Origin of the sequence: Streptomyces sp. NPDC051364 (assembly GCF_040682115.1) — a bacterium.
Classification (GTDB): domain Bacteria; phylum Actinomycetota; class Actinomycetes; order Streptomycetales; family Streptomycetaceae; genus Streptomyces.
This window is the reverse complement of sequence record NZ_JBFBAH010000006.1, coordinates 209,456-233,783: the sequence shown is the minus strand read 5'-3', so window position 1 is coordinate 233,783 and position 24,328 is coordinate 209,456. Positions and strand designations below refer to the sequence as shown.

Below are 24,328 nucleotides of genomic sequence, written 5' to 3'. Positions count from 1 at the left end.
CTATGCAAGAGTCAACCCGCTGTGACGGAGGCGTCGCAGCGGGTTGTGGTGGGTAGGGTGGTCGTCAGTCGGCTGCCGGGATGCGGAACTCGAAGACGAAGTGGTCGGCGGCCATGAGGGTGTCGCAGACCTCCACCACGCGACCCTCTTTCGTGACCGCTTCCCTCACCAGATGCACAACCGGTGCGCCCGGGCTCAGCCCGAGTTCCGACGCCTCGGCCTTGGCACTCGGCCGCGCCTGCAACGTTTCCACGAACTCCGCGAAGACGTGACCGTGCTCCTCCAGGCGGGCGTAGATACCGCCGCCACCAGGGTTCTCGGCGAAGAGCTCCGGGATGTCGCGGACCACGTCCCAAGGCAGGTACGACGTGGCGGACTCCACGGGCGTGCCGTTACGGAAGTACAGGCGGCGGCGAGTGAGCACCTGCGTCCCGATATCCACGCCGAGCCGCTGGGCGATTCCGTCCGGGGCCTGCATCGGGCCGACGTAGATGACGCTGACCTTCGCGGTAGCGCCGGACTGCTCGGACTCGGCAAGGTACGCGGCCTTGCCGCCCTGTCGAAGTGATCGGCGGAAGCGGTCCGAAGACCGGTGACGCACAGGCGGGCGTGCCTTCACGTACGAACCCTTGCCGTGCCGTGTGTCCACGAGCCCGCTGGCGCGGATCTCCGACATGGCCTTGCGAACGGTCCCGCCCGAGACGCCGTAGCGCTCGACCATCTCGGCTTCGCTCGGGATCTGATCGCCAGGCGTCAAGGCGCCGGCGCGGATCTGCTGGACGATGTCCTCGGCGATCTGCACATAGCGGGGTACGGCCTTGTCGGCTCTTGCAGCTGCTCCCATGGTCCCTTCGCTTCCTCCTATGCTCATGTATATGAGTAACAGCCCTCTGTCGAACGGGTCAACGCCTCGTCATTCCGTGTCGGTTGCCGGAGCCGTGGTGCGGGATGACGGCCGACTGCTGGCGATCCGCCGGGCCGACAACGGGACCTGGGAGCCGCCAGGCGGGGTGCTGGAGCTGGCGGAGACTCCGGATGAGGGGGTGAGGCGGGAGGTTCTGGAGGAGACCGGGATCCACGTCGAGGTGGATCAACTCACCGGCGTGTACAAGAACGTGGCGGCGGGAGTGGTGGCCCTGGTGTTCCGCTGCAAACCTTCAGGTGGCAAGGCGCACCTCTCCGAGGAAGTGACGGCTGTCCAGTGGCTCACTCCCGAAGAAGTGTCCGGATGGATGTCCGAGGTCTATGCGATCCGGTTGCTGGACGCCCTCGACGACAGCGGCCCCCATGTGCGAAGCCACGACGGACACCGCTTGCTCACGGCGCGGTGAGGGGAAAGAAACGGGGCGGGGCCGGCGGCGGCCCTCAGCGGGCCGCCACCACCGGCGTGATCGTCGTTTCCGCCGGGCCCTGGGCGTCCGCCTCGCGTTGGCGTTCCGCGCTGTCGCTGATGCGGATGAGCAGGGCGATCATGATCCAGTTGGCCAGGAGGGACGAGCCGCCCTTCGCCAGGAACGGCAGCGCCTTGCCGGTCAGCGGGATCAGGCCCGTCACGCCGCCCGCCACCACGAAGACCTGCAGTGCCAGCGCCGCCGACAGGCCCACCGCCAGCAGCTTCCCGAACGGGTCGCGGGCGCCCAGCGCCATCCGCAGCCCCCGCTGGACCAGCAGTGCGTACAGGATCAGCACCGCCATGACCCCGGCCAGCCCGAGCTCCTCGCCCACCGTGGTCAGGATGAAGTCGCTGCGCCCCGCGAAGCCGATCAGCTCGGGGTGGCCTTTCCCCAGCCCCGTGCCCGACATGCCGCCGGTCCCGAAGCTGAACAGCGCCTGCGCGGACTGGTCCGAGATGACCCCCGGCGGCCGCTCCTTCCAGTAGTACGACAGCGGCTCCAGCCACGCTGCCACACGCCCCTTGACGTGCGGTTCCGTCGACCCCACCACGAAGGCCCCGACCCCCGCCATCAACAGCCCCGTCACGATCCAGCTCGTGCGCTCGGTGGCGACGTACAGCATCACCACGAACACACCGAAGAAGATCAGCGACGTACCCAGGTCGCGCTCGAAGACCAGCACCAGCAGCGACACGATCCACACCGTGATGATCGGCCCGAGCTGCCGCATCGGCGGCAGCCGCATGCCCAGGAACTTCCGCCCCGTCAGGGCCAGCGAATCGCGGTGGATGACGAGATACCCCGCGAAGAAGACCGAGATCATGATCTTCACGAACTCGCCCGGCTGGAGCGAGAATCCGAACAGGATGATCCAGCGCTTCGCCCCGTACGTGTCCGCGCCGAAGAACGCCGGCGCGATCAGCAGCACCAGCGCGACGGCCATCGTGATGTAGATGAACCGCTGCAGCAGCCGGTGGTCGCGCAGCAGCGCCACCACCGCCAGGCACGCGGCCACGCCGATGACCGTCCACTGCAGCTGCCCGGGGGCGTTCGCCTCGCCGCCGTACCGCGCGATGTACGACTGGTCGAGCCGGTGCAGCAGCACCAGCCCCAGCCCGGACAGCAGCATCGCGAGCGGGAAGATCAGCGGATCCGCGTACGCCGCGAACCGGCGCACGCCCAGGTGCCCCACCAGCGCCAGCAGCGTCATGCTGATCGTGAAACCGGTGAGGCTGGCGGGCAGCTCGCCGTTCATCGCCAGGCCGGCGCTCGCATGCCCGAAGACGGTGAGGGCGACGACGAAGACGAGGAGCAGCGCCTCGGTACGGCGGCGCGCGCCCGCCGTCGTGAGGGGTCTCAGTCCACGCACGGGATGCCGCCACCGTCGACGGCGGGGCTGCCGCTCGCGGTCGGAGCCGGGGCGGCGGCAGCCGGTCCCGGAGGCGCCCCCGGTGCGTCGCTCGGGCTCGGAGCGGCCGCAGAGGCGGAAGCCTCCCGTCCGATCTGCTCGGCAATGAGGCGCTTTATCTTCATATCGTCTACGACGTTTATGTCCTCGCCATGGTTCCTTCCGAACCGCTCGACGGGCAGGGTCGTGAACGCCACTTTCCCGCCGGACAGGTTCTTCGCCTGCTTCACGAACGACAGCAGGTCCCAGCCCTCGTCCGTCACCACGTCCTGTTTCGCGGCGTCGGCCAGCTTCATCAGCTTGACCGGATCGGTGAAGGTCCCGGCCGAGTTCAGCTTCTGCGTGGCGCCCGCCACGTGATAGAAACCGGCCAGGTTCAGTTCGGCGAAGTGATCGATCGGGACGCCCGGAAAGTTCCGTACCGTCTCGATCTGGGCCTTGCGCCCGGCCTCCCGCCCCTCGCGCTCCAGTTGGCGCCGGTCCTTGACCCCCTGGCCCGAGAGCCGCTCCTCCTCCTTCGCCTTCGCCAGCCCGTACGCCTTCTTGATCTTGTCCTTGCCCTGGTCCGGTATGCCGACGAAGTCGTCGCGCGGGACCGAGAAGGCCTTCGCCTGGCTGCCGTCACCGGGCACGTGGAGCAGGATCAGGGTGTTCGCGTTGTAGCCGCCGATGTCGGAGCTGCCGGCGTGCAGTTTGTCGAGGACCTCCTCCGGCAGCTTCTCGCCGTTCTGGTCGCGGCGGCTGTCCAGGCCCATCAGCAGGATGTTGGTGTCGCCGTACTTCGACTTCTCGGCGCCGTCGAGGGCCTTGGAGCTGCCGATGCTGCCGGCGAGGTCCCGGTACACGTACCAGGCGCCGGCGGCGGCCATGACGGCCAGCGCGCAGGCGGTGACGAGCAGGGTGCGGGCGATGCGGCGGGGGCGGCGCCGTGCCGGTTGCCGACGGGGCCGGCGGGCGGGGTGGCTGGTCTTCCTCCGGTGCGCGCTCATGGCAGTCGATGGTGGGGGAGGGGCGCTGAAGGATTCCTGAGAGTCCTGAAGGGACGTTCAGAACTCTCGGGACCGGCACCGGCACCGGGACCGGGACCGCGTCGCCGGTCCGGGCCCGCCCGTCGGCAGGCGCAGAACAAGGCGGATGCCTGGCCCGCCCGAGCGCGGCGGCAGGGCGTGCGCCTCGCCGCCGTGGGCGCGGGCGATCTCGCGGACGATGGGCAGGCCGAGGCCCGTACCGCCGCCGGCCCGGCCGCGGTCCGCGTCGAGCCGTACGAACCGCTCGAAGACCCGGTCCCGGTCCGCCGCCGGGATGCCCGGGCCGTCGTCCTCGACCTCCAGCACCGTCCAGCCGGCACCACCCGGGTACTCCGTGGACTCGGCGGCCGCCCGTACGACGACCTGCGTACGGGCATGCCGCAGCGCGTTGTCCACCAGGTTGGCCAGCGCCCGCTCGAGGCGCGCCGGGTCCCCGGCCGCCCGAGGCGTCGGCGGTGAACTGCCGCTGCCGGGCGTCGGACCGCTCCAGCCGGTCGAGCTGGTCCAGGCCGCGGTGGCCGTCGTGGGCGATGTCGACCCAGTGGCCGTCGGCGGAGAGGCCGCGCCGCAGGGACTCGGCGAGGCCTTCTTCGTCTTCGACCACGAGAATGTGCACGCCCTCAACTGCCACATACCGGTCGCGCTCACCCTCCGCTGCACGGTGCCCGTGACGGGCGCACGGCGGGCGCGGCCGGTGCGGCGCCGCTGCCGGGGGCGGCCCCCGGACCCCCGCGCCTCGAACGCCGGCGCGGCTGGATTCGCGGAGCGTGTTGGCACTCCGCTTGACCGAGTGCTAATCGCCGGAATAGTCTCGCACCTGGCACTCGCCACCGGTGAGTGCCAACACAGCGACGGGCAGGTCCGGCACCCGCGACGACGGATCCACCTGGTCGCCACCCAGACAGTTAGCCCCGTGAGATCTCCGAAGGGGGAGGTCGGATCGTGACGACCACCAGCTCCAAGGTTGCCATCAAGCCGCTCGAGGACCGCATCGTGGTCCAGCCGCTCGACGCCGAGCAGACCACGGCTTCCGGCCTGGTCATCCCGGACACCGCGAAGGAGAAGCCCCAGGAGGGCGTCGTCCTCGCCGTGGGCCCGGGTCGCTTCGAGGACGGCCAGCGTCTCCCGCTGGACGTCAGCGTCGGCGACATCGTGCTGTACAGCAAGTACGGCGGCACCGAAGTGAAGTACAGCGGCGAGGAGTACCTCGTCCTCTCGGCTCGCGACGTGCTCGCGATCATCGAGAAGTAAGACGCACCGGTATTTCGCTTCACCTGTATTGCTGAGCTGCGCCCCTGGTCACCCCGCTGATTGCCGGGCGGCAAGGGGCGCAGTTCGTTAAACCCGAGTTTTCGAGAGGGCTGAACCGCTCCCATGGCGAAGATCCTGAAGTTCGACGAGGACGCCCGTCGCGCCCTCGAGCGCGGCGTCAACAAGCTTGCCGACACGGTCAAGGTGACGATCGGCCCCAAGGGCCGCAACGTCGTCATCGACAAGAAGTTCGGCGCCCCCACCATCACCAACGACGGTGTCACCATCGCCCGCGAGGTCGAGCTGGATGACCCGTACGAGAACCTGGGCGCGCAGCTCGTGAAGGAGGTGGCGACCAAGACCAACGACATCGCGGGTGACGGCACCACCACCGCCACCGTGCTGGCCCAGGCGCTGGTCCGCGAGGGTCTGCGCAACGTCGCCGCGGGTGCCTCCCCGGCCGCCCTGAAGAAGGGCATCGACGCCGCGGTCAAGGCCGTGTCCGAGGAGCTCCTCGCGACCGCCCGCCCGATCGAGGACAAGTCCGACATCGCCGCCGTGGCCGCGCTCTCCGCGCAGGACCAGCAGGTCGGCGAGCTCATCGCCGAGGCGATGGACAAGGTCGGCAAGGACGGTGTCATCACCGTCGAGGAGTCCAACGCCTTCGGCCTGGAGCTGGAGTTCACCGAGGGCATGGCCTTCGACAAGGGCTACCTCTCGCCGTACATGGTCACCGACCAGGAGCGTATGGAGGCCGTCCTCGACGACCCGTACATCCTGATCAACCAGGGCAAGGTCTCCTCCATCCAGGACCTCCTGCCCCTGCTGGAGAAGGTCATCCAGGCCGGCGGCTCCCGCCCGCTGCTGATCATCGCCGAGGACGTCGAGGGCGAGGCGCTCTCCACCCTCGTCGTCAACAAGATCCGCGGCACCTTCAACGCGGTCGCCGTCAAGGCCCCCGGCTTCGGTGACCGCCGCAAGGCGATGCTCCAGGACATGGCCACCCTCACCGGTGCCACCGTCATCGCCGAGGAGGTCGGCCTCAAGCTCGACCAGGCCGGTCTGGACGTCCTCGGTTCCGCGCGCCGCGTGACCATCTCCAAGGACGACACCACCATCGTCGACGGTGGCGGCAGCCACGAGGAAGTCGTCGGCCGCGTCAACCAGATCAAGGCCGAGATCGAGTCCACCGACTCGGACTGGGACCGCGAGAAGCTGCAGGAGCGCCTGGCGAAGCTCGCCGGCGGCGTCTGCGTCATCAAGGTCGGCGCCGCCACCGAGGTGGAGCTCAAGGAGAAGAAGCACCGCCTCGAGGACGCCATCTCGGCGACCCGCGCCGCGGTCGAGGAGGGCATCGTCTCCGGCGGTGGCTCCGCGCTCGTCCACGCCGTGAAGGTTCTCGAGGGCAACCTGGGTCTGACCGGCGACGAGGGCACGGGTGTCGCGGTCGTCCGCCGCGCCGCCGTCGAGCCGCTGCGCTGGATCGCCGAGAACGCCGGCCTCGAGGGCTACGTCATCACCTCGAAGGTGGCGGAGCTGGAGAAGGGCCAGGGCTTCAACGCCGCGACCGGCGAGTACGGCGACCTGGTCAAGGCCGGCGTCATCGACCCGGTCAAGGTCACCCGCTCCGCGCTGGAGAACGCCGCTTCCATCGCCTCCCTGCTGCTCACGACCGAGACCCTGGTCGTCGAGAAGCCGGCCGATGACGAGGCCGACGCCGGTCACGGGCACGGCCACGGCCACAGCCACTGACCCGTCAGTAGCTGAACAGGCCCCGGTCGCCGCCGTCAACGCGGTGGTGACCGGGGCCTTTTCCGTGGGTGGGGCGTGCGGGAGGGGCGACTACATCGCGCCGAGTTCCTTCATCAGGCGCATGGCGTCGTAGTGCCACCAGCCTTCCTTGATCTTTCCGCCCTCGCAGCGGAAGACCGTCGTGCCGGTCATCGTGCAGGTCTTGCCGGTCGGGGCGATCCCCATGAACTCGCCCTTGTGCTTGCCGGTCCAGGTCCACAGGGTGGTGATGTAGTCGTCCTGCGCCATCTGGGCGTCCCGCGTGAAGGTGAAGTCGAAGGCGCTGCGCCACATCTGCACGTCCTCGTGCATGCCCTCGGGGCCCATCTTGTCCATGGCGTTGCTGATGTCGTGGTCGCGGTAGTCCGACGCGAAGATCTCGTCGGCGGTGGACATGTCGCCCTTCATCGCGAGCTCGTCGAACATCCGGTTCGCGAGCAGGGTGTTGAGGTGCTCGTCGCGGATGACGTCCAGGTTGGTGAACCGGGGCATCCCGTCGCAGAGGGCCACCATCTCCTGGAACATCTTGTCCGTCTCCGCGAGATGAGAGTTCTTCATGGCCTCTTCGTACGACGGGAATTCGACGACGTCGACGAAGTGCCTGTCGGATTCGCGGTCCCTGCCCACCATGGTGTGGGACACGGTGCGCTTGCCCTGCGTCTGCGCCAGATACCGGTCGAAGACCTCGTTGACGGCCTCGGGCCTGCTGGTCTCGTAATCGACTATTTGTACGAATGTCATGGTGCCTCCCGGGCTGGATCGGACACGTCCAGTTTATGGAGATTTCACCCGGTCGGCCGGTTTTCGGGACCGGCCTACCCGTAGGTCACTTCGCGGTCACTCGGACTACTGGGGGCCGTACTTGCGGCCCGTACGCGAGGACACCCCGCCCAGCAGCCCGCGCGGCGTCAGCTTCACCACGCCCATCAGCGCCTTGTACCGCGGATCCGGGATAGAGACCGTCTTGCCGCGCGCCAGGTCGTCCAGGGCTGCGGCCACCAGCTTGTCCGCGTCCAGCCACATCCAGTTGGGGATGTTGTCCGTGCCCATGCCGGCGCGCTCGTGGAACTCCGTCCGTACGAAGCCGGGGCACAGGGCCATCAGCCGTACGCCGGATCCCGCCAGGTCCTTCGCCGCGCCCTGGGTGAACTGCACGACCCAGGCCTTGCTCGCCCCGTACGTGCCGCGCGGCAGGAAGGCCGCCACCGAGGCCACGTTGATGACGCCGCCCCGGCCGCGCGAGCGCATCGACCCGGTGGCCGCCGAGGTCAGCCGAAGGACGGCCTCGATGTGCACCTTCAGCATGGTCAGCTCGTCGGCCATGGAGACCTCGAGGTAGCGGCCCTTGTTGCCGAAGCCCGCGTTGTTGACCAGCAGGTCCACCGGGTGCGTGCGGTCGCCGAGGCGCTGCTCGACCGCCGCGATGCCCTCGTCGGTGGACAGATCGGCGGTCAGCACCTCGGCCTCGATGCCGTGCCGGTCGTGCAGCTCGGTGGCCTGCTCGCCGAGCCGCTTCGTGTCGCGGGCCACCAGTACGAGGTTGTGGCCCTGGGCGGCGAGCCGCCGGGCGAATGCGGCGCCGATGCCCGCCGTGGATCCCGTAATCAACGCAGTCGTCATAGGCGCAACCTAGCCGCCCTGGATGACAGCTCAAGGGGAGCCCGCCGGGCGGTACCCCTTCGTGACGGTTCACGCCGCCCGTCGTCGCTTCCCGCTGCGGAACCGCTACTTCCGGCTACATTCGCCCTGCTCGCGGGTCACTTGCCGGGTCGCTCGCCGGGCTACTCCCCGTGCTGCGTCCCGTACTTCTCCATGTACGCGCGGACCGTGTCGTGCGCCTGCGGCTCCATCGCCTCGCCCGCCGCCAGCGTGCGCGGGAGCAGTGACCGGTCCGTGGTGAAGGCCCGGAACCAGAGCTCCACCGTCACGTCGTGGTCCGGGCGGTGGATGACCTCGATGGCGTCGCCGGGGGAGATCGTGCCCTCCTGGACCACGCGCAGGTACGCACCCGGCCGCGCGGCCTGCGTGTACCGCTTGACCCAGGCCGTCTCGCCGAGGGCGCCCTGGAAGGTCCGGCACGGGATGCGGGCCGAGGCCACCTCGAGGACGAGGCCCGCGCCGATCCGCCAGCGCTCCCCGAGCAGCGCACCGGTCACGTCGAGGCCGGAGGTGGTGAGGTTCTCGCCGAAGAGCCCGGCAGGCAGTTCGCGGTCCAGCTCGCCCTCCCACCAGTCCAGGTCCTCGCGCGCGCAGGCGTAGACGGCCTGGTGGTCCCCGCCGTGGTGGCGCAGGTCGCAGACGGCGTCGCCCTCGAGGCCGCTGCCGCCGATGCCCTTGGGCCCCGGGGCGGACACCCGGACCGGGCCGGGGGCGGGGCGCTTGCCGATGCCGGTGAATCCGCCCGCCGCGTCGGTGTAGTCGACGGCCGTCGCGCGGCCGAGGTTCACGGAGAGGACGTGCATGGGGGCAAGGGGGGCGATGGAGGCCATGGGGACCACGGTAGTCCACCTTCCTCAAAGGGGCACGGGAGTATTCGCGCTGTGCTCAAAGCTGGGCTTATGCTCGGAGGATGATCGAGGCACGTCATCTCCGGGTGCTGCGCGCCGTGGCCGGCACCGGGTCCTTCTCCGCCGCCGCCCGCGAGCTCGGGTGCACCCAGCCCGCCGTCTCCCAGCAGATGAAGGCGCTGGAGCAGTCGGCCGGCACCCCGCTGCTCATCCGGGCGGGCCGCGAGATGCGGCTGACCCAGGCCGGTACGGCCCTGGTGCGGCACGCCGCCGGGATCCTCGCCGGGCTGACCGCCGCCGAGGAGGAGGTCGCGGCGATCGCCGGGCTGCGCGCGGGCCGGGTCCGGCTGGTGTCCTTCCCCAGCGGGAGCTCCACGCTGGTGCCGACCGCGCTGGCCGCGATGCGCGCCGAGCACCCCGGTACGCGGATCTCGCTGGTCGAGGCGGAGCCCCCGCGGTCCGTGGAGATGCTGCGCGAGGGCGACTGCGACCTGGCGCTGGCCTTCCGGTACGGCGGGGCCACCGGATCGGCTGCCGAGTGGGAGGACCTCGTCGTGCGGCCGTTGCTGACGGACCGGCTCGTCGGGCTGGTGCCGGACGGGCACCGGCTGGCCGGGGCCGAGCGGGTGGGCATGGCGGAACTCGCCGACGAGCCCTGGATCGCGGGCTGTCCGCGCTGCCGCCGCCACCTGGTGGAGGTGTGCGAGGAGGTGGGCTTCACCCCGCGCATCGACTTCGCGACCGACGACTACCCGGCCGTGGTCGGCCTGGTCGGCGCCGGGCTGGGCGTCGCGGTGCTGCCGGAGCTCGCGGTGGAGTCCGTACGGGCCAAGGGCGTGAGCACGGTGGCCGTGGAACCGGCCGTGGAGCGGGAGGTCGTGGCGCTGACCCTGCCCGACCTGGCGCGGGTGCCGGCCGTGGCGGCGACCCTGGCCGAACTGGAGCGGGCCGCCACGCGCTGACCGTGACCGTACGGAGGTACGGCGATACGGCCGAACGCGTGGCGTTCCGGTCCGTGTGCGGGTTGAAGAAACGTTCCTTCGTACGTTTCGGCGAACCCGTGTATCAGTGCGGGGGGATGGGGCCGATCGTGCTCGATGCGGGGATCAGGCGATGGCGCGCGCGCCCCATGAGCTCTTCGCGTTCGTCTTCGGTGAGCCCGCCCCACACCCCGTAGGGCTCGCGGACGGCCAGTGCGTGCGCGGCGCATTCCGAGCGCACCGGGCATCTCATGCAGACCTCTTTAGCCGAGGCCTCGCGCGCACTCCTCGCCGCGCCCCGCTCGCCTTCCGGGTGGAAGAAGAGGGAGCTGTCGACCCCTCGGCAGGCGGCCAGCAGCTGCCAGTCCCAGAGGTCGGCGTTCGGTCCGGGGAGGCGGGAGAAATCTGCCATGGGTAGTCCTCTTGGTGCCGGTACTGAGACGGATACGGTCCAAGTCTCCACACCTACTGTCGGAGTAGATGTAAATATGACTCATTGGGAATCTAGCCTCAGACACGTGCCAAACGGAAGAAAAGCCGCCAAATAGGGCATAGCTCCAGATGGAGGACGCGCCGCGAGTGGCACCCACGTCGTGATCGCCTCCTCACGTAGAGTGCCGAAGGTGTCCGTCCGACCCGTAACTCTTTCGAGTGACCATCGTTGAGAGTGCGAAGGCGGTTGAACCAAGAAGTTCCCGGACAGGTGTCCGAGGGCATCGACCGCACAGGTGACGATACGTACCAGCCTGGAGGCTCAAGGTGACGCGCATCAGCAGCTGCGGAGGGCGGTCATGACTTCCGTCCTCGTCTGCGACGACTCCCCGCTTGCCCGAGAGGCGCTCCGTCGCGCGGTTGCCACCGTGCCCGGCGTCGAGCGTGTGACGACGGCTGCCAACGGCGAGGAAGTCCTCCGCCGCTGGGGTGCCGACCGCTCCGACCTGATTCTGATGGATGTACGGATGCCCGGGCTCGGCGGTGTGGAGACGGTGCGCCGGCTGCTCTCGGCCGATCCGGGCGCCCGCATCATCATGCTGACGGTCGCCGAGGACCTGGACGGCGTGGCCCTCGCGGTCGCCGCCGGCGCCCGGGGTTATCTGCACAAGGACGCCTCGCGCGCCGAACTGCGGGCCACGGTCACCCAGGCACTCGCCGACCCGACCTGGCGACTGGCCCCGCGCCGGCTCCGCTCGGCCGAGATGGGCGCCGCGCCCACGCTCACCGCGCGCGAGATCCAGGTTCTGGAGGGAATGAGCCACGGCCGGTCCAACGCGGAGATCGGGCGCGAGCTCTTCCTCTCCGAGGACACGGTCAAGACGCACGCCCGCCGGCTGTTCAAGAAGCTGGGCGCCTCGGACCGGGCGCACGCCGTGGCGCTCGGGTTCCGCTGGGGCCTGGTCCGCTGACCGCGAGCCCGCAGGCCGGACGCTGAGAGCGGTCCCGTCCGCCACCGGCGGGCGGGGCGGCACGCCGCGTGCCGCCGATCGCGGGCGTGCCCGCCGATCGGGCCCGACCGCGGCCGGCCCCGTCCGGTACGGTCCGGTCCGGTCCGGTCCGGTCCGGTCCGGTCCCGTGTCCCGTACGGTCCGTCCGGAGGACCGTCCCGCCCGTTTCCGTCCCGTCGCACCCGGTGCGTACCCGGGGATCGGCGGGGCACAATCCGGGGGGCGTGTCGCTTCGCGCGCGATGCCGCATGCTTGAGGTGTGGCGCATTTTCTGGGATGGGGCCTCGGGGAGTACTCGGTCGAGCGGGAGGGGAGGGCGCAGTGATGGGTTCAGGCGCACCCGCTCATAACGCTTCGACGCACAACACGGGCCGTGGCGGCGCGAATGCTGCGGCGCCAAGGCACCATGGATTGATGCGTGACGACGAGGCCATGGGGTCACCCGCGGCCACAGGCTCCACCGGCGCCGCCAAGAGCGGCAGCGCCGGGGCTGTCAGCGCGCTCGTACGCCGTGCGGTGGAGGGTGACGAGCAGGCGACGCACGACCTGCTCGCCTTCGTGCACCCGCTGGCCATCCGCTACTGCCGCGCACGGCTCTCGCGCCTTCCGGGTGATGCCCGCCACTTCGTGGAGGACCTGGCGCAGGAGGTGTGCGTCGCCGTCCTGATGGCGCTCCCGCGGTACCGGGACACCGGCCGCCCCTTCGAGGCCTTCGTCTTCGCCATCGCCGCACACAAGGTCGCCGACCTGCAGCGGGCCGCCATGCGGCACCCGGGCAGCACGGCCGTGCCCTCAGACGAGATGCCCGAGCGGCCGGACGACTCGCTGGGCCCCGAGGAGCGGGCGCTGCTGAGCAGCGACGCCGCCTGGGCCAAGAAGCTGCTGGCCAACCTTCCGGAGAACCAGCGCGAGCTCCTCGTACTGCGGGTGGCGGTCGGGCTGACGGCCGAGGAGACCGGGCAGATGCTCGGGATGTCCCCCGGTGCGGTGCGGGTGGCCCAGCACCGTGCGCTCAGCCGGCTGCGCGCGCTCGCCGAGCAGTAGCCCGGCACAGCCGGGCGCCGGCCGAATCCTGTCGACGGTCAATACGCCGACGATCAATAGGAGGAAGCCACGAAACTTGGGCTTGACCCGGCTCGTGGAATGAGACGCGTCGCGATCCCGTTAGCATGGAGATCCGCGCTGAGCAAGACCATTGGGAAGGTGTCATGACTGTGAACGCCGACGGAGTGCCCGACAAATTCGCCACACTCGGCCTCACGTATGACGACGTCCTGCTGCTGCCGGGCTCGTCGGACATGGCGCCGGACGAGATCGACACCTCCTCCCTCATCTCCCGGAACGTGCGCGTCAACGTTCCGCTGCTGTCCGCCGCCATGGACAAGGTCACCGAGGCCCGCATGGCCATCGCGATGGCCCGCCAGGGCGGCGTCGGCGTACTGCACCGCAACCTGTCGATCGCCGACCAGGCGAACCAGGTCGACCTGGTCAAGCGCTCCGAGTCCGGCATGGTCACCGACCCGATCACGGTGCACCCCGACGCGACGCTGCGCGAGGCCGACGAGCTCTGCGCGAAGTTCCGCATCTCCGGCGTCCCGGTCACCGACCCGGCGGGCAAGCTGCTCGGCATCGTCACCAACCGCGACATGGCCTTCGAGTCCGACCGCAGCCGCCAGGTGCGCGAGGTCATGACCCCGATGCCGCTGGTCACGGGCAAGGTCGGCATCTCCGGCGTCGACGCCATGGAGCTGCTGCGCCGCCACAAGATCGAGAAGCTTCCGCTGGTCGACGACGCGGGCATCCTCAAGGGCCTCATCACGGTCAAGGACTTCGTCAAGGCCGAGAAGTACCCGAACGCCGCCAAGGACAAGGGCGGCCGCCTCCTGGTCGGCGCCGCGGTCGGCGTCGCCGGCGACGCGTACGACCGCGCCCAGGCCCTGATCGAGGCGGGCGCCGACTTCATCGTCGTCGACACCGCCCACGGCCACTCCCGCCTGGTCGGCGACATGGTCGCCAAGATCAAGTCGAACTCCTCCGTCGACGTCATCGGCGGCAACGTCGCCACCCGCGACGGCGCCCAGGCGCTGATCGACGCCGGCTGCGACGGCATCAAGGTCGGCGTGGGCCCCGGCTCCATCTGCACCACCCGCGTCGTCGCCGGCATCGGCGTCCCGCAGGTCACCGCCATCTACGAGGCCTCGCTCGCCGCGAAGGCGGCTGGCGTCCCGGTCATCGGCGACGGCGGCCTGCAGTACTCCGGCGACATCGCGAAGGCGCTCGTCGCGGGCGCCGACACGGTGATGCTCGGCTCGCTGCTCGCGGGCTGCGAGGAGTCCCCGGGCGAGCTGATGTTCATCAACGGCAAGCAGTTCAAGTCGTACCGCGGCATGGGCTCGCTCGGCGCGATGCAGACCCGTGGTGAGCAGAAGTCGTTCTCCAAGGACCGCTACTTCCAGGAGGGCGTGGGCGGCGACGACAAGCTCATCCCCGAGGGCATCGAGGGCCAGGTCCCGTACCGCGGCCCGCTCTCCGCGGTCGTGCACCAGCTCGTCGGCGGCCTGCGCCAGTCGATGTTCTACGTCGGCGGCCGTACGGTGCCGGAGCTGCAGGACCGCGGCCGCTTCGTCCGCATCACCTCGGCGGGCCTCAAGGAGAGCCACCCGCACGACATCCAGATGACGGTCGAGGCGCCGAACTACTCCCGTAAGGGGTAGCAGCCAGAGCCAGGGCATGGGGCGGGTCCGGAGCAAGCGGGCCCGCTCCTCGCCGTTGCGGGGGCTCCGCCCCCGAGCCCCCGCGCCTCAAACGCCGTCGGGCTGGAATGGCGTCCGTACAGCGGTCACCGGAACGCGGGGCGCCGGGGTTCGGGGATACTGGACGGGCAGACCCAGAGGAAAGGCCACCACACGTGACTGAGATCGAGATCGGGCGCGGCAAGCGCGGCCGCAGGGCGTACGCGTTCGACGACATCGCCATCGTCCCGAGCCGGCGGACGCGGGACCCGAAGGAGGTCTCGATCGCCTGGCAGATCGACGCCTACCGCTTCGAGCTCCCGTTCCTCGCCGCCCCCATGGACTCGGTCGTCTCCCCGCAGACCGCCATCCGCATCGGCGAGCTCGGCGGCCTCGGCGTGCTGAACCTCGAAGGCCTGTGGACCCGGTACGAGGACCCGCAGCCGCTGCTCGACGAGATCACGGAGCTGGACGAGGAGTCCGCGACCCGTCGTCTCCAGGAGATCTACTCCGCCCCGATCCAGGCGGACCTGATCCGGCAGCGCATCAAGGAGGTCCGCGACTCCGGTGTCGTCACCGCCGCCGCGCTCTCCCCGCAGCGCACCGCCGAGTTCTCCAAGGCCGTCGTCGACGCCGGCGTGGACATCTTCGTGATCCGCGGCACCACCGTGTCGGCGGAGCACGTCTCCGGCGCCGCCGAGCCGCTGAACCTGAAGCAGTTCATCTACGAGCTCGACGTCCCGGTCATCGTCGGCGGCTGCGCCACGTACACCGCGGCCCTGCACCTGATGCGCACCGGCGCCGCGGGCGTCCTGGTCGGCTTCGGCGGCGGCGCCGCGCACACCACGCGCAACGTGCTCGGCATCCAGGTCCCGATGGCCACCGCCGTCGCGGACGTGGCCGCGGCGCGCCGCGACTACATGGACGAGTCCGGCGGCCGCTACGTGCACGTCATCGCCGACGGCGGCGTGGGCTGGTCCGGCGACATCCCGAAGGCCGTCGCCTGCGGCGCCGACGCCGTGATGATGGGCTCCCCGCTGGCCCGCGCCACCGACGCGCCCGGCAAGGGCCACCACTGGGGCATGGAGGCCGTCCACGAGGACGTGCCGCGCGGCAAGAAGGTCGACCTGGGCACGGTCGGCACCACCGAGGAGATCCTCACCGGCCCGTCGCACATCTCGGACGGCTCGATGAACATCTTCGGCGCGCTGCGCCGCTCGATGGCCACCACCGGCTACAGCGAGCTCAAGGAGTTCCAGCGGGTCGAGGTCACGGTCGCGGACTCGCAGCACCGCCGCTGACCCCCACGCACGCACGCGAAGGGCCGGCTCCCCCGAGGGGGAGCCGGCCCTTCGGCGTTCGGCGTCAGTTCTTGCCCTTGATCCGGCGATCCAGGCAGACGCCCCACGGGATCAGGAAGACGCCCGCGAAGATCAGCCACTTGAGCAGGTCCTGCGCGGTGTCCTGGGGTATCTGGTCGTGATCGTCACCCAGGGCGATGCCCAGCAGGAGCACCGACCCGCCGATGAGCAGCCCGGGCACACCGAGCACCCACAGCAGCGCGGTGAACCAGACGGAGCGCACGGCGGGCGCGGCCACCGGTCCGGGCGCGGCCGGCTGCGGGATCCGCGACGGGTGGCGGGGCGGCATCGCGACCACCACCGCGGGCGGGACGGCCGTGTCGATCGCCGCCAGTTCGGCAGGGGTGATCCGGTGGTAGAGGGTCGGCTCGACGGTGACGGTGAACCCGTCGTGGCCGACCAGGTGGCGGGCGCCGTCCGGGTAGACCTGCATCAGCGAGCATTCGGCGTAGCGGACGGTGACCCGCTGGCCCGGCGAGACCCGGCTGACGCCGTCGTCCGCCAGACGCAGGAAGACGCCCGTGTCCGCCACCGCCGGGTGGCGCCTGCCGCTGACGATCTCCGGGGAATCGGTGGGTGCGGCCGCCAGGCCCGCCCGGTCCACGCCCCGGCCGGGCACCTGCATCAGGGCGTCGTCCCACACGGCGAGGGCGACCCGGTGCAGGTCGGCGACGGTGACCGCCTCGATCTCGGCCTTCGCCTCGGCGACGGTGAGGTTGCGGTGGCCCAGCAGCAGGTTCATGGCATGCCCGGGGAGCATGCAGCCGGCGAGCTCCGGCGCGTCGAACTGCGCCAGTGCGGATGCTCGTACGGAGTCCAGGTCGGCCTGTTCGATCCGGCCGGCCCGGAGCTTCGCGAAGACGTCGACGAAGGCGCCGACCAGGGCGTCCTGCTTCTGCGGGAGGGCGTCGGCGTACGCGGTGACGGTCGCGGAGTCGGCGTCGCGCGGGGAGTAGTCGCCGATCGCGGTGTAGGAGTGGCCGCCCTTCTGGCGCAGCTCGCGGAACAGCTCCTTGCCCAGGACCTCGGCGAACAGGCCCGCTTCGGTGGAACGGGGCACGACCGCGGTCAGGACGACGCCGCGGTCGTCGCCCTGGAAGTAGGCGGGGGTGGCGGGCAGCGCGGAGGTGGCCGCCGGGGCCGGGTGCCACTCGCCGCTCGGGAGCGTGAGGTCGAGGCCCTCGGGGACGGTGTCGCCGGTGATCCACAGGACGGCGTTCTCGGCGGTGAACCGGGTCTGCACCCATGCGCGGACGTCGTCCGCGGTCAGGCGGTACAGGCCCGTCTCGGCGTAGCCGGTGAGTCCGTACGAGCGGGAGCCGTAGCGCCACAGGGTGGCGGCGTGGGCCGGGCCGTGGCTCTTGCCGGCGGCCTCGGTGCGCAGGATCTCCTTCTCGGTCTCCAGCCGGTCCATCGGGAGGTCGCGCAGCGCCGCGCACACGCCGTTGAGGTACTCGACCACGTCGGCGGGAGTGCCGGTGACGTGGAACTGGGTGTACGCGGCGGCGGTGGCGCCGTTGTGGTGCACGTCGCCGAGGCCGTGCCGGTGCAGGGCGAGGTGCTCGACCAGATGGGTGATGCCGCTGGTGGCGAGGGTCTCGTCGGCGCGTCCGACGCGGAAGAGGAGCCCGGCGCCGAGGAGTCCCGAGCGGGGGGCGAGGACGGTGCGGATGCCGTCCACGGTGGTGGTGGTGATGCCGTCGGCGTCGGTCGTGTCCATGGTGTCCCCCTCAGCCCTTCGCCAGGGCGGTCATGCGGTGGCGGCTGAACTCGGCCTCGTGGTCGGAGCCGCCGATGCAGTCCCACGGGAACGGCCGAGCCGGGGGTGAGCGGACACGTGCGGATCATATGAGCGCCGGACGGGCCGTCAACAGGGATTTCTGCCGAACGTGCCTGCTCAGAGCCGCCCTTGGATCAGTCGCTGATCTTCTTGGCGGTACCGAAGGCGACGAAGCCGCCGATGACGAGGAAGGCGTAGTCCATCGCCTCCGCGCCCTCCTGCCAGATGTCGCCCAGGCCGCTGACGCCCGCGTGGTTCAGGACGTCGACGAGGCCGACGTTGCCGTAGTCGGCCAGCTTCAGCGCGATGTAGAACAGCTGGCCGAGGTAGACGGCGCCGAGCGAGAGGATCGCGCCGACCACGGGGAGCACGGGGTTCTTGCCGCCGAGCTTTCCGGCGGCGAAGCCGACCAGGATGCCGACGCCGACCGCCGCGTAGCCGACCTGACGGTCGATCGCGTTCATCATCCCGCCGTACGCGGCGGCCGCGGCGAGGGCGGCGACCAGGGCCGCGGCGATGCCGAGGCCGATGTTGCCGGTCCGGGCGGGCTCGGCCGGGTACGGGACGGCCGGGGTCGCGGAGTCGGGCGCGGGCGGCTGGATGTGCTGGCTCATGGAGAAATCCCCCCCAGGGATTCGGGCATACGTGGGGCGTGTGCAGGAGGCACGGGGCGCCGCGGACGTATGTGCGAGATAAGTCGCCGCAGGCTAGCAGCCGGATCCGACATCCGGAGAAGGGATTTGGGGCGTGGTCAGAGCCGGTGTGCCGCGCCCGCCGGGCTGGCGCCGCGGGTGTCCAGGAGCAACTGTGCCTTCACCGCCAGACCTTGGAGGTCGTACGTGCGGTGGTGCTGGAGCAGGATCGTCAGATCGGCGTTCGCGGCGGCCTCGTACAACGATTCGGCGCGGGGGACGGGCTGGTCCCTGACGCGCCATCCGGCGATGTACGGGTCGTGGTAGCTGATCAGTGCGCCGAGGTCGAGGAGGCGGCTGGCGATCTCGCAGGCCGGTGAGCCCTCCTGGTCGCCCAGATCGGGCTTGTACGTGACGCCGAGCAGCAGGACCCGGGCCCCGCGGGCCGATTTCCCGTGCTCGTTCAGCAGGGTGGCGGAACGCTGGATGACGTACTGGGGCATCCGGCCGTTGATCTCCTGCGCCAGCCCGACCATGCGCAGGGGGTGGCCCGGGGTGCGGGTGGTGTGGGGGAGGTAGTTGGGGTCGAGGGGGACACCGTGGCCGCCGACCCCCGGGCCGGGCCGGAAGGCCTGGAATCCGTACGGCTTGGTCTCGGCGCAGCGGATGACGTCCCACAGGTCGACGCCGAGGTCGTGGCAGAGCACCGCCATCTCGTTCATGAGGGCGATGTTGACGTGCCGGTAGTTGGTCTCCAGGAGCTGTACGGTCTCGGCCTCGCGCAGGCCGCGTGCGCGGACCACCTTCTCGGTGAGACGGGCGTAGAAGGCGTGCGCGGACTCGGTGCAGGCGGGGGTGAGGCCGCCGATCACCTTGGGGGTGTTGGCGATGCCGTGGGTGCGGTTGCCCGGGTCGAGGCGGCTGGGGGAGTAGGCCAGATGGAAGTCCCGGCCCGCGCGCAGTCCGGAGCCGGCCTCGAGGATCGGGCGCAGGTAGTCCTCGGTGACGCCCGGGTGGGCGGCGGACTCGAGGATGACGGTGGTGTGCGGGCGCAGCCGGGCGGCGAGCGTGCGGCCCGCCTCGCCGACGGCGGAGAGGTCGAGCGCGCGGTCGGCGCCGAGCTGGGTGGGGGCGCAGATGACGGCGGTGCGGACCCTGCCGAGTTCGGCGGGGTTGGTGGTGACCCGGAAGCCGGCGGCCGACATGCGGCGGACCTCGGCGGCGGTGAGGGTGGAGTCCGTGGCCGGACCGCTGTCGTAGCCGACCGTCTCGATTCCGGCGGCGACGGCCGCCTGGGCCAGCGGGAGGCCGAGGTGGCCGAGTCCGATGACGGCGAGATCTGCGGGCATGGGGTGCCGTCCCTTCCCTGGCATGCATGAGGGGGCTGGGTGCGCAAGTCCTGTGGACCGTGCGGGTCCAGGTGTGGAGCTGGCGCGATGTCACACTAGGCGTATATATGACCGATGTGTCGTATTACGGGGTGATGGTCGCCGTTGTGTTGTCCACAGGCGGTGGCTGATGTGGGTGCGGCGGGTCAGAATCGAGGGCGGGGGATGTGAGCGGGATCACCCGCACCGAGCGGGGAACACCCGCACCGAACGGGAGGCAGCCGTGAGGACAGCGACACTGGGGCCGGTCCAGCGCGAAGAGGCGCTCGCCCGGATGGCCGAGCGGGAACTGGACGTGCTGGTGGTGGGCGCGGGCGTGGTGGGCGCCGGCACCGCCCTCGACGCCGCGACCAGAGGCCTCTCGACGGGGCTGGTGGAGGCCCGGGACTGGGCGTCCGGCACCTCCAGCCGGTCGAGCAAGCTGATCCACGGCGGTCTGCGGTACCTGGAGATGCTGGACTTCGCCCTCGTACGGGAGGCCCTCAAGGAGCGCGGCCTGCTGCTGGAGCGGCTGGCCCCGCACCTGGTCAAGCCCGTGCCGTTCCTGTATCCGCTCCGGCACAAGGGCTGGGAGCGGTTCTACGCCGGATCGGGCGTCGCGCTGTACGACGCGATGTCGGTGTCCAGCGGGCACGGGCGGGGGCTGCCGGTGCACCGGCACCTGTCGCGCAAGCGCGCGCTGCGGGTCGCGCCGGCGCTGCGCAAGGACGCGCTGGTGGGGGCCCTGCAGTACTACGACGCCCAGATGGACGATGCGCGGTACGTGGCCACGCTGGTCCGGACGGCCGCGGCGTACGGGGCGCAGTGCGCCAATCGGGCGAGGGTGGTCGGCTTCCTGCGCGAGGGGGAGCGGGTCGTCGGGGCGCGGGTGCAGGACGTGGAGGGCGGCGGCGAGTACGAGGTCCGCGCGCGGCAGGTCGTGAACGCGACGGGGGTGTGGACGGACGACACGCAGGCGCTGATCGGGGAGCGGGGGCAGTTCCACGTCCGGGCGTCGAAGGGCATCCACCTGGTCGTCCCGAAGGACCGGATCCACTCCTCGACGGGCCTGATCCTGCGGACGGAGAAGTCCGTGCTGTTCGTGATCCCGTGGGGGCGGAGCTGGATCGTGGGGACGACGGACACCGACTGGGACCTGGACAAGGCGCATCCGGCGGCGTCCAGCGCGGACATCGACTACCTGCTGGAGCACGTGAACTCGGTGCTGGCGGTACCGCTGACGCGGGACGACGTGCAGGGGGTGTACGCGGGCCTGCGGCCGCTGCTGGCCGGGGAATCGGACGCGACGAGCAAGCTTTCGCGCGAGCACACGGTGGCCCATCCCGTACCGGGGCTGGTGGTGGTCGCGGGCGGCAAGTACACGACGTACCGGGTCATGGCGAAGGACGCCGTGGACGAGGCGGTGCACGGGCTGGACCAGCGGGTCGCGGAATGCGTGACGGAGGACGTGCCGCTGGTGGGGGCGGAGGGGTATCGGGCGCTGTGGAACGGGCGGGTCCGGATGGCGGCCCGGACGGGCCTTCACGTGGTGCGGGTGGAGCACCTGTTGAACCGGTACGGCTCGATGACGGAAGAACTGCTGGACCTGATCGCGGCGGACCCCGGGCTGGGACAGCCGCTGGGCGGGGCGGACGACTACCTGCGGGCGGAGGTGGTCTACGCGGCCTCGCACGAGGGGGCGCGGCACCTGGACGACGTACTGACGCGGCGGACGCGGATCTCGATCGAGACGTTCGACCGTGGGACGCGGTCGGCGAGGGAGTGCGCGGAGCTGATGGCTCCGGTCCTGGGGTGGGACAAGCAGCAGATCGAGAAGGAAGTGGAACACTACGAGAAGCGGGTACAGGCGGAACGGGAATCGCAACGTCAGCCGGACGACCAGACGGCGGATGCGGCGCGGTTGGGGGCTCCCGACATCGTTCCGTTGTAACTCCGGGATGCGGAGGGGGGAACCGCGGACCCGGGGCGCCCGTCCGTTGCGGAGTGAGGAACAATGAGGGTTCCGCCGGGGCGGGTTACCGCACGGGTTCTCCCGGGGCAAACCACCGGGGACCCCGGAGGCTGCCGGAGCAGCCGGAGCAGGCGGCACGATCGCAGAGGGGACGCATGTCGAAGCCGGAGCACACCGAGTCGCCCGCCGAGTCGCCTGCGGCGAAGCAGGACCGGGCGAAGCCTGTGTCGGCGGAGCCGGAGTCGCCTACGGCGAAGCCTGAGGCACCGCAGGCTGCGAAGCCTGACGCTGCGAAGCCTGCCGTCCCGCCTGCGGCGAAGCCGAACGTGGGCAAGCCTGCGTCTGGTGCCGCAGAGCCGGCCGAGGCTGCGGCTGGTGCCGCCGAGGCCGGGAAGTCGGCCCCGGGCGGGGCCGGTGGTGGTGCGTCCGAGGACGCGAAGCCTGCCGCTGCGTCTGCCGAGCCGGCGGAGCCGGAGGGCAAGGAGCCTGCTGCGGCGAAGGCCGACCTGGGCAAGCCTGCGGCTGCCGCCGGTGTCGCCGAGGGCGGGAAGCCGGACCCGGGCAAGGCTGCCGCGGCGTCTGCCGAGGTTGAGGACAAGAAGCCTGCTGCTGCGGCGAAGCCTGTGGCCGCCGGGAATTCCGTCGTCGAGAAGGCCGATGCCGTTGCGGCTGCGGTCAAGGCGGCTGCCGCCAAGGCCGCCGGGGGCGGGCAGGACGAGGGGCGGTTGCTCGCGCGGCGCTACCGGCTGCGCGAAGTGCTCGGCAAGGGCGGCATGGGCACCGTCTGGCGCGCCGAGGACGAGACCCTCGGCCGAACGGTCGCCGTCAAGGAACTCCGCTTCAGCAGCGGCGTCGACGAGGACGAGAAGCGCCGCCTCATCACCCGCACCCTGCGCGAAGCCAAGGCCATTGCCCGGATCCGCAGCGGCGGCGCCGTCACCGTCTTCGACGTCGTGGACGAGGACGCCCGCCCGTGGATCGTCATGGAGCTCATCGAGGGCCCCTCGCTCGCCGAGTTCATCCGTGAACAGGGCCCGCTGACCCCACACCGCGCCGCCGAGGTCGGCCTCGCCGTACTCGACGTGCTCCGCGCCGCGCACGGCCAGGGCATCCTGCACCGGGACGTGAAGCCGTCCAACGTGCTCATCGCCCGCACCGGCCGCGTCGTCCTCACCGACTTCGGCATCGCCCAGGTCGAGGGCGACCCCTCCGTCACCTCCACCGGCATGCTCGTCGGCGCCCCCTCGTACATCTCCCCCGAGCGCGCCCGCGGCCAGAAGCCCGGCCCGCCCGCCGACATGTGGTCCCTCGGCGGACTGCTCTACGCCGCCGTCGAGGGCGTCCCCCCGTACGACAAGGGGTCCGCGCTCGCCACCCTCACCGCCGTGATGACCGAGCCCGTGGATCCGCCCAAGAACGCGGGTCCGCTGACCGAGGTCATCTACGGCCTGCTGGCCAAGGACCCTGCCCGCCGCCTCGACGACGCGCGCGCCCGGGCGATGCTCACCGCCGTCATCAACGCGCCGGAGCCGCCCCCCGCCCCGGTCCTTGCCCCGGCCGTCGAGGAGACCCGGCAGATCTCGCTGGCCGACGCGAAGGAGGCCGCGGCCAAGGTCACCGCCGAAAGGGCCGCCGAGAAGGCGGAGAAGAAGGAGCGCGAGCGGCTCGAGCGCGAGCAGCGCGAACGGGCCCGCGCTGCGCTGAAGGCGACCCGCAAGGCCGCGGCAGCCGCAGCGGCGACGACGGCGGCCTCGGCGGCCGAGCCCCCGGCGACGGGCAAGCGCTCGCCGGTCGCGGCGCCCCTCACCGACGTCATGTCCCGCCGCACCATCGCCCTCGCGATAACGGGCGTGGTCGTCGTGCTCGCCGTCATCGGATCCCTGATCGCGTACGCGATCAGCGGTGACGACCCGTCCGGCAAGAAGAAGGAAGAGGGCAAGGGCGGTCCGGGTACGACGGCTTCCGGCACACCGAACCCCAGCGGGTCCGCCAAGGCGGGCGAGACCAATGCCACCGCGGGCAAGGGCAGCGGCGGCACCGGGACCGGCTCCGGCAGCACCGAGCCGAGCCAGGGCCAGTCCCCGGGCGGGCAGCAGGGCCAGAGCCAGGGCCAGAGCCAGGGCCAGGGCCAGGGCGCCTCGCCGGGCGGTCCCGGAGCCGGACTCCCCGAGGGCTACGCCAAGGTGACGGACCCGGGGTTCCACTTCTCCATGGCGATGCCGTCGGGCTTCAAGGTGATGGGCATAGCCGGCGAGAACTCCGGCGCGATATACAACCGCGACGGCGGTTTCCCGCGCATCCAGGTCGACTACACCAACAGGCCCGGCAACGACGCCCGCGCCGCGTGGGCCGCGGCCGTCGCGGGGGTGGCGAGCGACAGCACCAACTACCGCACGATCCGTATCGACGCGACGGAGTACAACGGCTACCCGACCGTCGCCGACTGGGAGTTCGAGCGCGAGCAGAAGGGCATCAAGGTCCGGGTGCTCAACCGCGGCTTCAAGGTGGACGCGAAGCGCGGCTACGCCATCATGATCAGCTGCGCGGCGGACCAGTGGGACGGCCCGGAGTGCACGACGATGCGCAACACGGCGTTCCAGACCTTCCAGCCGCTCGGCTGAGCAGCCGCTCGCCACGAGCCTTTCCAGGCCCGGGACGCGGGCGCCCTGCGCGACGTATCGTG

At 71.0% G+C, this 24,328-nt stretch carries 21 protein-coding genes; 10 read left to right on the top strand and 11 right to left on the bottom strand.

Annotated features, from left to right (window positions below; translation table 11 throughout):
• Positions 1-64: 64 nt before the first annotated feature.
• Positions 65-844, bottom strand: a complete 780-nt coding sequence (locus AB0M76_RS15695) for a GntR family transcriptional regulator (RefSeq protein ID WP_365953379.1) — start codon at positions 842-844, stop codon at positions 65-67.
• Positions 845-863: 19 nt separating this feature from the next.
• On the opposite strand from AB0M76_RS15695, the gene AB0M76_RS15690 reads away from it, so the two are divergent.
• Positions 864-1,331 (top strand): NUDIX hydrolase, encoded by a 468-nt coding sequence (locus AB0M76_RS15690; protein ID WP_365953378.1) that lies wholly within the window; start codon positions 864-866, stop codon positions 1,329-1,331.
• Positions 1,332-1,365: 34 nt separating this feature from the next.
• Here the strand turns inward: AB0M76_RS15690 and AB0M76_RS15685 are convergent, their stop codons facing one another.
• The 3 genes from AB0M76_RS15685 to AB0M76_RS15675 are packed head-to-tail and all read right to left on the bottom strand — an operon-like array spanning position 1,366 to position 4,478.
• Complete coding sequence (locus tag AB0M76_RS15685) at positions 1,366-2,763, bottom strand: FtsW/RodA/SpoVE family cell cycle protein (RefSeq protein WP_365953377.1); 1,398 nt, start codon at positions 2,761-2,763, stop codon at positions 1,366-1,368.
• Positions 2,751-3,791, bottom strand: coding sequence for an LCP family protein (locus tag AB0M76_RS15680; RefSeq protein WP_365953376.1), 1,041 nt, complete (start codon positions 3,789-3,791; stop codon positions 2,751-2,753). Before AB0M76_RS15680 ends, AB0M76_RS15685 begins: the two co-directional genes overlap by 13 nt.
• 57 nt (positions 3,792-3,848) lie before the next feature.
• The gene (locus AB0M76_RS15675) at positions 3,849-4,478 is read right to left on the bottom strand and encodes an ATP-binding protein (RefSeq protein WP_365953375.1); all 630 of its coding nucleotides are present in this window, start codon (positions 4,476-4,478) and stop codon (positions 3,849-3,851) included.
• Positions 4,479-4,772: 294 nt separating this feature from the next.
• Between AB0M76_RS15675 and groES the strand changes: the two genes are divergently transcribed.
• Positions 4,773-5,081: a co-chaperone GroES gene (groES, locus tag AB0M76_RS15670; protein ID WP_030154760.1), complete on the top strand. Its 309-nt coding sequence runs from the start codon at positions 4,773-4,775 to the stop codon at positions 5,079-5,081.
• Positions 5,082-5,204: 123 nt separating this feature from the next.
• Positions 5,205-6,833, top strand: coding sequence for a chaperonin GroEL (groL, locus tag AB0M76_RS15665; RefSeq protein WP_365953374.1), 1,629 nt, complete (start codon positions 5,205-5,207; stop codon positions 6,831-6,833).
• 90 nt (positions 6,834-6,923) lie between these two features.
• Here the strand turns inward: groL and AB0M76_RS15660 are convergent, their stop codons facing one another.
• The 3 genes from AB0M76_RS15660 to AB0M76_RS15650 form a co-directional block, all read right to left on the bottom strand.
• Positions 6,924-7,613, bottom strand: a complete 690-nt coding sequence (locus AB0M76_RS15660) for an ester cyclase (RefSeq protein ID WP_365953373.1) — start codon at positions 7,611-7,613, stop codon at positions 6,924-6,926.
• Positions 7,614-7,718: 105 nt separating this feature from the next.
• On the bottom strand, positions 7,719-8,492 hold the full coding sequence (locus AB0M76_RS15655) for an SDR family oxidoreductase (RefSeq protein WP_365953372.1): 774 nt from the start codon (positions 8,490-8,492) through the stop codon (positions 7,719-7,721).
• A 161-nt stretch (positions 8,493-8,653) separates the two neighbouring features.
• A complete protein-coding gene (locus tag AB0M76_RS15650; RefSeq protein WP_365953555.1) occupies positions 8,654-9,334 on the bottom strand; it encodes an MOSC domain-containing protein in 681 nt (226 codons plus the stop codon).
• Positions 9,335-9,441: 107 nt separating this feature from the next.
• Between AB0M76_RS15650 and AB0M76_RS15645 the strand changes: the two genes are divergently transcribed.
• On the top strand, positions 9,442-10,341 hold the full coding sequence (locus tag AB0M76_RS15645) for a LysR family transcriptional regulator (RefSeq protein WP_365953371.1): 900 nt from the start codon (positions 9,442-9,444) through the stop codon (positions 10,339-10,341).
• Between the two features lie 103 nt (positions 10,342-10,444).
• Here the strand turns inward: AB0M76_RS15645 and AB0M76_RS15640 are convergent, their stop codons facing one another.
• Positions 10,445-10,771 carry a WhiB family transcriptional regulator gene (locus tag AB0M76_RS15640; protein WP_053786417.1) on the bottom strand — a complete coding sequence of 109 codons (327 nt, stop codon included), beginning with the start codon at positions 10,769-10,771 and terminating at the stop codon, positions 10,445-10,447.
• Between the two features lie 379 nt (positions 10,772-11,150).
• Between AB0M76_RS15640 and AB0M76_RS15635 the strand changes: the two genes are divergently transcribed.
• The 4 genes from AB0M76_RS15635 (at position 11,151) to AB0M76_RS15620 (ending at position 15,834) form a co-directional block, all read left to right on the top strand.
• Positions 11,151-11,762, top strand: coding sequence for a response regulator transcription factor (locus AB0M76_RS15635; RefSeq protein ID WP_003948568.1), 612 nt, complete (start codon positions 11,151-11,153; stop codon positions 11,760-11,762).
• A 471-nt stretch (positions 11,763-12,233) separates the two neighbouring features.
• Positions 12,234-12,845 carry a sigma-70 family RNA polymerase sigma factor gene (locus AB0M76_RS15630; protein WP_365953554.1) on the top strand — a complete coding sequence of 204 codons (612 nt, stop codon included), beginning with the start codon at positions 12,234-12,236 and terminating at the stop codon, positions 12,843-12,845.
• Between the two features lie 164 nt (positions 12,846-13,009).
• Complete coding sequence (guaB, locus tag AB0M76_RS15625) at positions 13,010-14,515, top strand: IMP dehydrogenase (RefSeq protein ID WP_365953370.1); 1,506 nt, start codon at positions 13,010-13,012, stop codon at positions 14,513-14,515.
• Between the two features lie 194 nt (positions 14,516-14,709).
• Entirely contained in the window at positions 14,710-15,834 is a 1,125-nt protein-coding gene (locus AB0M76_RS15620; RefSeq protein ID WP_266626374.1) for a GuaB3 family IMP dehydrogenase-related protein, read from the top strand.
• 64 nt (positions 15,835-15,898) lie between these two features.
• Here AB0M76_RS15620 and AB0M76_RS15615 read toward each other — a convergent pair whose 3' ends face one another.
• From AB0M76_RS15615 to AB0M76_RS15605, 3 genes are all read right to left on the bottom strand, one after another.
• Positions 15,899-17,614 (bottom strand): insulinase family protein, encoded by a 1,716-nt coding sequence (locus AB0M76_RS15615; RefSeq protein ID WP_365953369.1) that lies wholly within the window; start codon positions 17,612-17,614, stop codon positions 15,899-15,901.
• Between the two features lie 194 nt (positions 17,615-17,808).
• Positions 17,809-18,288 (bottom strand): hypothetical protein, encoded by a 480-nt coding sequence (locus tag AB0M76_RS15610; protein WP_365953368.1) that lies wholly within the window; start codon positions 18,286-18,288, stop codon positions 17,809-17,811.
• Positions 18,289-18,425: 137 nt separating this feature from the next.
• Positions 18,426-19,655: a nucleotide sugar dehydrogenase gene (locus AB0M76_RS15605; RefSeq protein ID WP_266664651.1), complete on the bottom strand. Its 1,230-nt coding sequence runs from the start codon at positions 19,653-19,655 to the stop codon at positions 18,426-18,428.
• Positions 19,656-19,917: 262 nt separating this feature from the next.
• Between AB0M76_RS15605 and AB0M76_RS15600 the strand changes: the two genes are divergently transcribed.
• The gene (locus AB0M76_RS15600) at positions 19,918-21,624 is read left to right on the top strand and encodes a glycerol-3-phosphate dehydrogenase/oxidase (RefSeq protein ID WP_365953367.1); all 1,707 of its coding nucleotides are present in this window, start codon (positions 19,918-19,920) and stop codon (positions 21,622-21,624) included.
• 176 nt (positions 21,625-21,800) lie between these two features.
• On the top strand, positions 21,801-24,266 hold the full coding sequence (locus AB0M76_RS15595; RefSeq protein ID WP_365953366.1) for a serine/threonine-protein kinase: 2,466 nt from the start codon (positions 21,801-21,803) through the stop codon (positions 24,264-24,266).
• Positions 24,267-24,328: the final 62 nt, after the last annotated feature.

Coding starts and splice junctions, on each gene's coding strand:
- AB0M76_RS15690 (WP_365953378.1), top strand. CDS start 864: ATGCTCATGTATATGAGTAACAGCCCTCTGTCGAACGGGTCAACGCCT.
- AB0M76_RS15635 (WP_003948568.1), top strand. CDS start 11,151: ATGACTTCCGTCCTCGTCTGCGACGACTCCCCGCTTGCCCGAGAGGCG.
- AB0M76_RS15595 (WP_365953366.1), top strand. CDS start 21,801: ATGTCGAAGCCGGAGCACACCGAGTCGCCCGCCGAGTCGCCTGCGGCG.
- AB0M76_RS15695 (WP_365953379.1), bottom strand. CDS start 844: ATGGGAGCAGCTGCAAGAGCCGACAAGGCCGTACCCCGCTATGTGCAG.
- AB0M76_RS15610 (WP_365953368.1), bottom strand. CDS start 18,288: ATGAGCCAGCACATCCAGCCGCCCGCGCCCGACTCCGCGACCCCGGCC.
- AB0M76_RS15605 (WP_266664651.1), bottom strand. CDS start 19,655: ATGCCCGCAGATCTCGCCGTCATCGGACTCGGCCACCTCGGCCTCCCG.
- AB0M76_RS15655 (WP_365953372.1), bottom strand. CDS start 8,492: ATGACGACTGCGTTGATTACGGGATCCACGGCGGGCATCGGCGCCGCA.
- AB0M76_RS15615 (WP_365953369.1), bottom strand. CDS start 17,614: ATGGACACGACCGACGCCGACGGCATCACCACCACCACCGTGGACGGC.
- AB0M76_RS15650 (WP_365953555.1), bottom strand. CDS start 9,334: ATGCACGTCCTCTCCGTGAACCTCGGCCGCGCGACGGCCGTCGACTAC.
- AB0M76_RS15680 (WP_365953376.1), bottom strand. CDS start 3,791: ATGAGCGCGCACCGGAGGAAGACCAGCCACCCCGCCCGCCGGCCCCGT.
- groL (WP_365953374.1), top strand. CDS start 5,205: ATGGCGAAGATCCTGAAGTTCGACGAGGACGCCCGTCGCGCCCTCGAG.
- AB0M76_RS15630 (WP_365953554.1), top strand. CDS start 12,234: ATGGGGTCACCCGCGGCCACAGGCTCCACCGGCGCCGCCAAGAGCGGC.
- guaB (WP_365953370.1), top strand. CDS start 13,010: ATGACTGTGAACGCCGACGGAGTGCCCGACAAATTCGCCACACTCGGC.
- AB0M76_RS15645 (WP_365953371.1), top strand. CDS start 9,442: ATGATCGAGGCACGTCATCTCCGGGTGCTGCGCGCCGTGGCCGGCACC.
- AB0M76_RS15640 (WP_053786417.1), bottom strand. CDS start 10,771: ATGGCAGATTTCTCCCGCCTCCCCGGACCGAACGCCGACCTCTGGGAC.
- AB0M76_RS15660 (WP_365953373.1), bottom strand. CDS start 7,613: ATGACATTCGTACAAATAGTCGATTACGAGACCAGCAGGCCCGAGGCC.